9 protein-coding genes are annotated in these 8,718 nt (G+C 59.0%); 4 read left to right on the top strand and 5 right to left on the bottom strand.

The genetic code is table 11. From position 1 onward, the window contains the following. Positions 1-623: hypothetical protein (locus EPO09_RS03780; RefSeq protein ID WP_367200039.1), on the top strand; the 623-nt coding region annotated here is incomplete at its 5' end. 32 nt (positions 624-655) lie between these two features. Here EPO09_RS03780 and EPO09_RS03785 read toward each other — a convergent pair. Both EPO09_RS03785 and EPO09_RS03790 read right to left on the bottom strand, forming a co-directional pair. After that, on the bottom strand, positions 656-1,015 hold the full coding sequence (locus EPO09_RS03785) for an RnfH family protein (RefSeq protein ID WP_290640314.1): 360 nt from the start codon (positions 1,013-1,015) through the stop codon (positions 656-658). Beyond that, positions 1,002-1,481 carry a type II toxin-antitoxin system RatA family toxin gene (locus tag EPO09_RS03790; RefSeq protein WP_290640331.1) on the bottom strand — a complete coding sequence of 160 codons (480 nt, stop codon included), beginning with the start codon at positions 1,479-1,481 and terminating at the stop codon, positions 1,002-1,004. Before EPO09_RS03790 ends, EPO09_RS03785 begins: the two co-directional genes overlap by 14 nt. A 46-nt stretch (positions 1,482-1,527) precedes the next feature. Between EPO09_RS03790 and smpB the strand changes: the two genes are divergently transcribed. From smpB to EPO09_RS03805, 3 genes are all read left to right on the top strand, one after another. Beyond that, positions 1,528-1,992 (top strand): SsrA-binding protein SmpB, encoded by a 465-nt coding sequence (gene smpB / locus EPO09_RS03795; RefSeq protein ID WP_290640316.1) that lies wholly within the window; start codon positions 1,528-1,530, stop codon positions 1,990-1,992. 160 nt (positions 1,993-2,152) lie between these two features. Further along, on the top strand, positions 2,153-3,235 hold the full coding sequence (locus tag EPO09_RS03800) for an AraC family transcriptional regulator (protein ID WP_290640318.1): 1,083 nt from the start codon (positions 2,153-2,155) through the stop codon (positions 3,233-3,235). Positions 3,236-3,255: 20 nt separating this feature from the next. Continuing rightward, a complete protein-coding gene (locus tag EPO09_RS03805) occupies positions 3,256-4,155 on the top strand; it encodes a metal-dependent hydrolase (protein ID WP_290640320.1) in 900 nt (299 codons plus the stop codon). Between the two features lie 10 nt (positions 4,156-4,165). On the opposite strand, the gene EPO09_RS03810 is transcribed toward EPO09_RS03805, so the two are convergent. The 3 genes from EPO09_RS03810 to EPO09_RS03820 form a co-directional block, all read right to left on the bottom strand. Continuing rightward, positions 4,166-5,374, bottom strand: coding sequence for a PLP-dependent transferase (locus EPO09_RS03810; protein WP_290640322.1), 1,209 nt, complete (start codon positions 5,372-5,374; stop codon positions 4,166-4,168). A gap of 30 nt (positions 5,375-5,404) precedes the next feature. After that, positions 5,405-6,820, bottom strand: coding sequence for a 30S ribosomal protein S12 methylthiotransferase RimO (rimO, locus tag EPO09_RS03815; RefSeq protein WP_290640324.1), 1,416 nt, complete (start codon positions 6,818-6,820; stop codon positions 5,405-5,407). Between the two features lie 71 nt (positions 6,821-6,891). Then, positions 6,892-7,869, bottom strand: coding sequence for an integron integrase (locus tag EPO09_RS03820; RefSeq protein WP_290640333.1), 978 nt, complete (start codon positions 7,867-7,869; stop codon positions 6,892-6,894). Positions 7,870-8,718: the final 849 nt, after the last annotated feature.

Raw genomic sequence — 8,718 nt, forward strand, 5'->3', positions numbered from 1 at the left:
GTCGGGGCATTTCTGTCAGCAGGGAAGATGCCGTGAGCAATACACGCATTTTCGGGGGGTACCCAGGTGGGCCTCCGGATAAACTGCGCTACATGAAAAATGCGCGCGCGACGTCTTCGGTCCTGGTTACGCTGCTGCTGGCAGGCTTGACCATGGTGAGCTCCCCTGCACAAGCGGGCATGCAATGGAAGTGGCGTGATGCCAGTGGCGCCATCCAATACAGCGACCGGGCACCGCCCCCTGGTACGCCAGACAAGGACATCCTCGCACGACCCGCCGCGTCTGCCCGCGCCGCAGCACGTGCCGCCGAGGCTGCGGCTTCAGCCGCGAGCGCTGCAACACAGGCCGCCCCTGCACCTTCCAAAGCTGTAGACCAGGAACTGGAAGCCAAGCGCAAGAAGGCCGAAGAAGAAAAAGCCGCCAAGCAAAAAGCCGAGGACGAAAAGGTTGCCAAGGCCAAGGCAGATAACTGCCAGCGCGCCCGCGGCTACCAGCGCACCTTGACGGATGGCTTGCGCGTTGCACGCACCAACGCCAAGGGCGAGCGTGAGTTCCTCGATGACAAGGCTCGCGCAGAAGAGATGCAGCGCAATCAGGAAGCCATTGCGGCCAACTGCAACTGACGCCACTGACGACCAACAAGCGCCACGCGTATTCAGCGCGACGGCGTTGCGCGCCGAATACCCTTGGGCAGCTTCTCGCCTTGCGCACGATAGCGCACACGTCGGGCCTCTTTCGGATCCACGTTGAGCTGCCGGACCAACTCGATGCGATCCCGATCGCGCAGCACATGGCCCGGACGCTCCTTGCGCCCCCACACACCCACCGTCCATTCGCCTGACTCGATGCTGTTGAGGCTCAAGGTGTCAGACACGGACCAGACATCAGCCGCAAACAGCGCATCGCGTACCGTCGAGCCAGCGGGCAGCGTCAGGCTCACAGCATGAACCCTGCGTGGTGCCAATCCGACAAGCACATCGACACGGATGATGGATGAGGCGTCAACGAGGGCCATGCACCTGCTCCGCCCGTTTGACAAAGGCCTCCACGAAGGTGTTGGCAATCCGATCGAATACGGGGCTCACCACCAGCGACAAGGCACGGCTTGAAAATGCATAGCTCAAGGAAAATTCCACCTTGCAAGCGGGGGCATCAGCGGGATCTGCTGGTGCATCGACCGCTTGCCCCGGCTTTTGCAATGGCGTGAACCGCCAGGTTCCTTCTAGCTTGGAAAACGGCCCATCAACCAAGTGCATCGTTACACTGACGTTCGGTTCGTTGACATTGCGTGTGGTGAAAGCCTGATGCACGCCCGCGAACGCAATGTGAACGCGCGCGGTCATGCCGTCTTCGTGGATCTGAACGACCTCGGCGCGATCGCACCAGGGCAAAAATTGGGGATAGGCTTGAACGTCGGTCACCAGCCCATACATTTCACGGGGTGAGTACCAAAGCAAGACTGACTTGTGGACGTGCTTCATAGAATGTCGGTATTTTAAAGACGTCGGCACGCAGCCGCGCACATCCATGTCCATCGCAGAAAACAGAAAAGCCCTTTTCAACTATCACATCGAGGAACGCTTTGAGGCGGGCGTCGTGTTGGAGGGTTGGGAAGTGAAGGCCATTCGCGACGGGCAAGTGCAGATGACTGACGGTTACGTCGTCATCAAAAATGGCGAGTTGTACTTGATCGGCTTGCGGATCAATGCGCTGCGATCGGCGTCAACGCACATCACACCGGACGCCGACCGAACCAAAAAGCTCCTGATGCACAAGGAGCAAATTCGCCGCCTGATCGGCAAGACCGAGCAAAAGGGCTTCACGATCGTGCCGCTCAACCTGCATTGGAAAGGCGGCAGGGTCAAAGCCGACATCGCCTTGGCCAAGGGCAAGGCCGAACACGACAAGCGCAACACCATCAAGGACCGCGACTGGGAACGCGAGAAGGGTCGTTTGATGAGGCACAAGGTGTCGTCCAGCCCCAAGGACTGAGGCGCATACCCAGGGAGCGAGGCCACGGACTGTGCCTGAATCGCCACCCGCCTGTCCGTTTTTCTCATAACCACAAAGTCTGATGACTTTGTCGCAAACCGCCCCCTTTATGTCGCTCAGGGGTCTGGTCGCGACAGGTTCTCATGCATAGAGTGTGGCCATGCTCGACATGACACGCTTTACCCCACCGCCCGTCAGCACGGCCCCCCTCCGCGCTTCGGGCCAGGACGTCATTCCCTTCGTTGGCGCCAACGCCTGGATCAAGGCGGCCATGCACTGCCGCTTCAACATTGATCCGCTGTTCTCGGCAGCCGGCGTGGATCTGAACGCCAGCAATATCGCCATGGTCCGCAAGAGTGCCTTGCTCAAGCTGATGCAGCAATGCGTGGATCTTGCAGCGCCAGCCAACCATTTCCCTCTGGTCATGGGCGAGCATTTCGCCTTTGATCACCTGCCCGCGCTCGAAACCTTCCTGGCTACCAGCCCTACCCTGCGCCATGCCCTGCCCGCCTTGCAATGGGCCAGCATGACCATGCCCAATATGTCACTGAGGGTTGAAGAGCACGGCGCCACGTCGGCGCTCATCCTGGACGTTGATATCCCGGATCCGGATGTCTCGGCGGCCCTGCGTGGCTATTTCGTGGAAGCCATTTTCGCGGCCATCAGCAAGATCGTGCGACTGGCCCTGGGGCCCAATACGTTGATTCACCACATCGAGATGAGGCATCAACCTCTTCCTCGCTTCTTTGAATTGACTGCCGGCTTTCCCGCGCCCATCCGCACAGGTCAATCGCGAGACGCCGCCGTGTTTGCGACGCGCATGCTGGACACGCCGCTGCCCGGCGCATCACCTGGCCTTCATCAGCGCGCCCAGGAACTCGTACGCCAACAGTTGCCCGCCACGGAAGAAAAGCTGGACAAGCAGCTGGAGCGCGCTTTCCGTCAACAGCCCGCGTTGCTGGGCCAAGGACTGGAGCGCATGGCTGATCGGTTGGGCTTGCATCCGCGCACCCTGCAGCGCCGACTCCGGGAGGAAAACCAGCAGTTCACCGATATCCAGACCCAATGCAGGCTTGACATGGCCCGCACAGGGCTGATGTCTTCGCAATGCGACATCGAATCATTGAGCGCACAATTGGGTTTTGCTGACCGCCACAGCTTCACGCGGGCCTTCAAGCGCTGGACGAGCTTGTCACCCAGTGCATGGCGCCGTCAACAGTTGCAGAAGTCCAAAGAAGACTGAGATAACCAAGGTTTGCCCTCATGCGCCACGAACAAAGCACCACCGCCTCTCATGAGGATCACGCGCCGATTGTTCCGCGCGAGGGGCTCAACTTTGGGCTGGACGGCGACATCCCCAAATACTGGATGGCCAATGACGCGTTCAAGACACGCTTCTTCGACGCCATGTCCACACTGTTCCCCATGGGGGAGAAGTTCTTCATCACCAGCGTTCGCGAGTTCCGCGATGGGGTGACCACCCCCAAGCTGCAGCAGGAGGTGACGAACTTCATCCGGCAAGAGGCCCAGCACACGCTCATCCATCGGCAATTCAACGAGCGCCTCAAGGCGCAGGGCGTTGACATCGACAGCATCAACGCGCAACTGGAAACCTTGTTCTTTGTTGATGCCCCCAAGGTCTCCACGGCCACACAACGGCTGGCGGCCACAGCCGCACTGGAGCACCTGACATCCATGATGTGCACCTGCTTCTTCGAACGCAAGGAACTGCTGGAAGCCAGCGACCCGCGCGTTCGTGCCATGTACGCATGGCATGCGATTGAAGAGGTGGAGCACAAGGCCGTTGCTTTTGATGTGCTCACGCAAGTAGCCAAAGCCGGCTACCTGGCGCGCAACATCTCGATGCTGACGATCACGTTTGGCTTTCCCGTCACCGTAGCCCGCATCATGAACCACATGTTCAAGGTGGACGGGTTCAGCTTCGGGCAACGCATGAAACTATGGGCCAAAGGCTTGTGGTGGTTCTACAAGCCCGGCGGCTTGTTCATTCCGACTTTCGGGTACTACATGGCTTACTACAAGCCGGGCTTCCACCCCTGGAAGGTCAAGGAAATGCCGAGCTACAAAACCTGGCTGCAGGTTTTCGAGCGCACGGGGGATCCGATTGCCGCAGGCAATGCCCTGCACGCTGCCGGCCAATGAGCAAGCTGATTTAACACGCTTGCGACAAAGCCTGATCCAGATCTGCGAGCAGATCGTCCGTATCCTCCAGGCCGATGGCGAAACGCACCAGCGTGCCCTCAGGCTCAGCGGCCAGAAAACCAAACCGCCGCATGCCTTGCACAGCATATGGCATGACCAGGCTCATCGGGCCGCCCCAGGAGTAGCCAATCTTGAACAGCTGGAGCGCATCCACAAATGCGTCAACCTGCTCGGCGCCATAGCGTTTCGCATCAAAAACCACCGAGACCAGGCCGCCCGCACGCTGGCAAAGCTCGCGCCAATGTGCGTGCCCAGGCGAGCCTGGCAATGCCGGATGCAGCACCCTGGAAACCTCGGCTCGATTCGACCACCACTGCGCCACGCGCCTGGCCGAGGCGTCATGCGCGGCATAGCGCAAAGGCATGCTGGGAAGCCCTCGCAAAACCAACTCTGCATCGTTGGCCCCCACACCCAGGCCAAGTCGCATGTGCGTCAGTTTGAGTTGCAGATGCAAGTGCTCATCCCGCGTGGTCACAGACCCCATCAAGACATCGCCACCACCCGACGGATACTTGGTCAGCGCATGCACGGTGAGGTCCACACCGCGTGAGTCACCTTTGAGCGGCAAGCCCAGATCGAATGCATTGAACGCGAGCCCTGCGCCCCAGGTATTGTCCAAAGCCGTGATCAGGCGCGGATGTTGCCGTGCAACCCGCATGAGGCCAAGCAGATCAGGGAACTCCAGCGTGACAGAGCCCGCCGCCTCCAGCCACAGCAAGCGCGTCTGGGGTGTGATCAGAGCAGCCAGCGCCACCGCGTCCAAGGGATCGTAGAAACGATGGGTGATGCCCCAGTGGGCCAATTCCACCCCAACAAAATCCTTGTTGGGTGCATAGACGTTGTCTGGTAGCAGGACTTCGTCACCCGCCCGCAGCAAACCCATGTTCACCAGGGACAAGGCAGACAGGCCTGAGGGCGCGAGCAGCGTCTGCAAACCACCTTCCAAGGTAGCCAGCCGCTCTTCCAGCGTGAACGTGGTGGGTGTACCGTGCAGACCGTAGGTATAGCCGCTCTTGTCCTTCCACTGGCGTGTTTTGAGGGCAGCCGTGCTCTCGAAAATCACCGTGGATGCCTTGTGCACGCCCGGCGCAACCGCTTGGAAACCACCCGGTGCTTTGTAGGGATGGTGGATCAGCCCTGTGGCCTTGTCGTCGCTCACGTTGCCCCAATCTGCTCGTTCGCCATCAACTCAAATAGGCAAGGCAATCAAGTCGTGTCCCTCTACGGCCACGATGCGTGCGCGGGTGAACTCGCCCACCTTGAGCGTCTTGCTTGCCTTTTCTGGTGGCAGCAAGCGAACGGTGCCATCGATCTCTGGCGCATCGGCATAACTGCGACCAACCCCACCTTTGCGCCCCATCGCCGGTGCGCTGTCCACCAGCACCTGCATGGTGGCACCAACACGGCGCTGCAACTTGGCGATCGAGACCTGCTCGGCCACTGCCATGAAGCGGGCGCGGCGCTCTTCCCGAACTTCGTCGGGCAAGGCTCCTTCCAATTCATTGGCAGGCGCGCCTTCAATGGGGGAGTAGGCAAAACAACCAGCGCGGTCGATTTCTGCCTCCTTCAGGAAGTCCAGCAGGTATTGAAATTCTTCTTCCGTTTCGCCCGGGAAGCCCGCGATGAAGGTCGAACGAACGACGATGTCAGGGCAAATCTCGCGCCAGCGACGCAGGCGGTCCAGGTTTTTCTCGCCGTTGGCAGGACGTTTCATGCGCTTGAGCACGTCAGGATGCGCATGCTGGAATGGCACGTCCAGATAGGGCAGAACCAGGCCTTGCGCCATCAAGGGGATGATGTCATCCACATGGGGATAGGGGTAGACGTAGTGCAGACGAACCCAGGCGCCATGCTGCTGCGCCAATGCGCCGAGCTGCTCGACCAGGTCATACATGCGCGTCTTGACTGGCTTGCCATCCCAGAAACCGGTGCGGTATTTGACATCCACGCCATAGGCACTGGTGTCCTGACTGATGACCAGCAATTCCTTGACACCGGATTCGAACAAGGCCTTGGCTTCTGTGAGCACCTCACCAATCGGGCGAGACACCAGATCACCCCGCATGCTGGGAATGATGCAGAAACTGCAACGGTGGTTGCAGCCTTCGCTGATTTTCAGATAAGCAAAGTGCTTGGGTGTGAGCTTGATGCCAGCCACTCCGCGTGCCTCGGGCACCAGATCAATGAATGGGTCGTGCGGCTTGGGCACATGAATGTGCACGGCATCCATCACCTCCTGCGTGGCATGAGGTCCCGTGACGGCCAACACCTTGGGGTGCACTTCCTTGATCAGGTTGCCACCGTCCACACCGGACTTCGCCCCCAGACACCCGGTCACGATGACTTTGCCGTTTTCGGCCAGGGCTTCACCAATGGTGTCCAGGCTCTCCTTGACAGCGTCATCGATGAAGCCGCATGTATTGACGATCACCAGATCCGCACCATTGAAGGTCTTGCTGGTTTCATAGCCTTCGGCCCGCAACTGCGTCAGGATCAGTTCGGAGTCCGTCAAGGCCTTTGGGCATCCAAGGCTAACAAAGCCAATCTTGGGTGCTGGTTGACCGGATACTGCGGGGACGTTCGGGGTATTCTGTTCTGCGCTCATAGCCTGAATTGTCCGGCATATTGCGGCCATGTGGCTTTTCGCATGGTGCATGACCTTGCAAAAAGACCGCGCTAAAGCACATCCAGCGGACTTTGCACGCCACCCCCACCTACCTTGAGCACGTGTGTATAGATCATGGTCGTGCTCACATCTGCATGGCCCAACAACTCCTGAACCGTGCGAATGTCATATCTGGCCTGAAGCAAGTGGGTTGCAAACGAATGCCTCAAGGTATGCGGTGTAGCAGGCTTGATCAACTGCGATGCTGCCACGGCCTTCTTGAACGCCCGCTGAAACGATTTGTCGATCACATGGTGACGACGTTCTACGCCAGTTCGGGGGCAAACCGACACGGTATCTGACGGGAAAAGCCATTGCCAGCCCCAGGTCTGACCCAGGCGCGGATATTTGGCGTCCAGCGCCGTAGGCAGCCATACACCTGGCAACTTGCGAGCCCGGTCTTGCTCCCACAGCAAGCGCGTGCGTCCAATTTGCTGGCGCAGAGCGTCTATCAGGCTGCTTGGCAGCATCACGGTGCGGTCTTTGCCGCCTTTGCCATCCCGCACGACAATCGCGCCGTGTCCAAAATCAACATCTTTGATCCGCAGACGCAGCCCTTCCATCAAGCGCATCCCGGTACCGTAGAGCAATTGCCCGATGAGGCGATATCGCCCATCCAGCGCAGCCAGGACCTGCGCGACTTCAGCGGCAGTCAGCACCACAGGCAACTTCGGCGACGACTTGGGTCGCCCGATAGCGTCCAACCAGGGCAAATCACGCCCCAAGACCTTGCCATACATGAAGATCAAGGCTGATAGCGCTTGCTTGTGAGTGGACGCTGCGACGTGCCGCTCGTTAGCGAGATGAGACAAAAATGCCTCGACCTCCTGCAAGCCCAGGTCCCTTGGATGCCGCTTGCCGTGAAAGAGGACGAAGGCACGCACCCAGTACAGATAGGCCTCTTCTGTACGCAAGCTGAAATGAAGGTAACGTATCCGCTCCTTGACCTGATCAAGCAAACGATTGGCCTGAAGCGGCGGCAACGCCATGGTCTGTCGTGACGTCACAAGTGATGGATGCATGTCCCTGAGCCTGATTTTGTTTGTCTGCTTCCAAAGATGATATTACAAACATATCTGCAGACGCAACGATCCCATTGAGTCGACGCTGGCTTGATCGCGAAGACCTCGGTTGCGAGTTCCTTCATCTGTTTTTAGGACAGACCCCAAGACCATCGCCAGCCAGTCCATTGCCCTCATGGCCTGTGCGCATCGGAATCCGAGAACTCGGCGTACTGACGTCATCAAAGTACCGAGTTATATTTGTCCCATAACTTGGGAGCGACATGCTGCGCTTGGTCACTTTGCCTTTACGTGACAGGCACTTGCGCGATGTCTGGCCATCTAGGTTAGGCCCCACATCTGTCGTCTTTGTCCGATTGAAAGACGGTTTTTTGTGTCGTCTAAATTAAAGTTAGGCCCTCAGTTTGAAGCGCTCTGGAATTGCTTTCAACAAGCATTTTTGAAGGTCGCCTTCGTTTGAAAGGGCTTTCGGCCAGGCACAAGGGGGTAGCCCGTCCTTCGGCAGGCAAGCCACCACCGCAGCTAATCAGAACACCGCTTGCCAAGGCTCTGCCAGGCTGTCCGTCCGCCGGCTGCCAGCACACCGCAAAGTCCCGCATGAGAACCGCGCTGGAAATGCTGCAAAATGTGGCGAAAACCTAGGGAGCCGCGGCATGAACCGCACCAAATTCATTGCACGGAGTTCGCTGGCTCAAGCGCCCTCTACTCCGCGCACCAGCCTAACCGGTCGGTCAAGCGGACGCCAACACTGGCCATGGCTTCGCCATTTTTATGGCCAGTGTTGGTGCCCTACGCACCTTCGGTGCTCCGGCGCCG

It is taken from the genome of Aquabacterium sp., from assembly GCF_004297345.1.
In the GTDB taxonomy this organism is placed as follows: domain Bacteria; phylum Pseudomonadota; class Gammaproteobacteria; order Burkholderiales; family Burkholderiaceae_C; genus Aquabacterium.

Excerpts from the sequence above, each read along its gene's own strand:
- EPO09_RS03800 (WP_290640318.1), top strand. The coding sequence starts at position 2,153 with ATGCTCGACATGACACGCTTTACCCCACCGCCCGTCAGCACGGCCCCC.
- EPO09_RS03790 (WP_290640331.1), bottom strand. The coding sequence starts at position 1,481 with ATGAAGCACGTCCACAAGTCAGTCTTGCTTTGGTACTCACCCCGTGAA.
- smpB (WP_290640316.1), top strand. The coding sequence starts at position 1,528 with ATGTCCATCGCAGAAAACAGAAAAGCCCTTTTCAACTATCACATCGAG.
- EPO09_RS03820 (WP_290640333.1), bottom strand. The coding sequence starts at position 7,869 with ATGGCGTTGCCGCCGCTTCAGGCCAATCGTTTGCTTGATCAGGTCAAG.
- EPO09_RS03805 (WP_290640320.1), top strand. The coding sequence starts at position 3,256 with ATGCGCCACGAACAAAGCACCACCGCCTCTCATGAGGATCACGCGCCG.
- EPO09_RS03785 (WP_290640314.1), bottom strand. The coding sequence starts at position 1,015 with ATGGCCCTCGTTGACGCCTCATCCATCATCCGTGTCGATGTGCTTGTC.
- rimO (WP_290640324.1), bottom strand. The coding sequence starts at position 6,820 with ATGAGCGCAGAACAGAATACCCCGAACGTCCCCGCAGTATCCGGTCAA.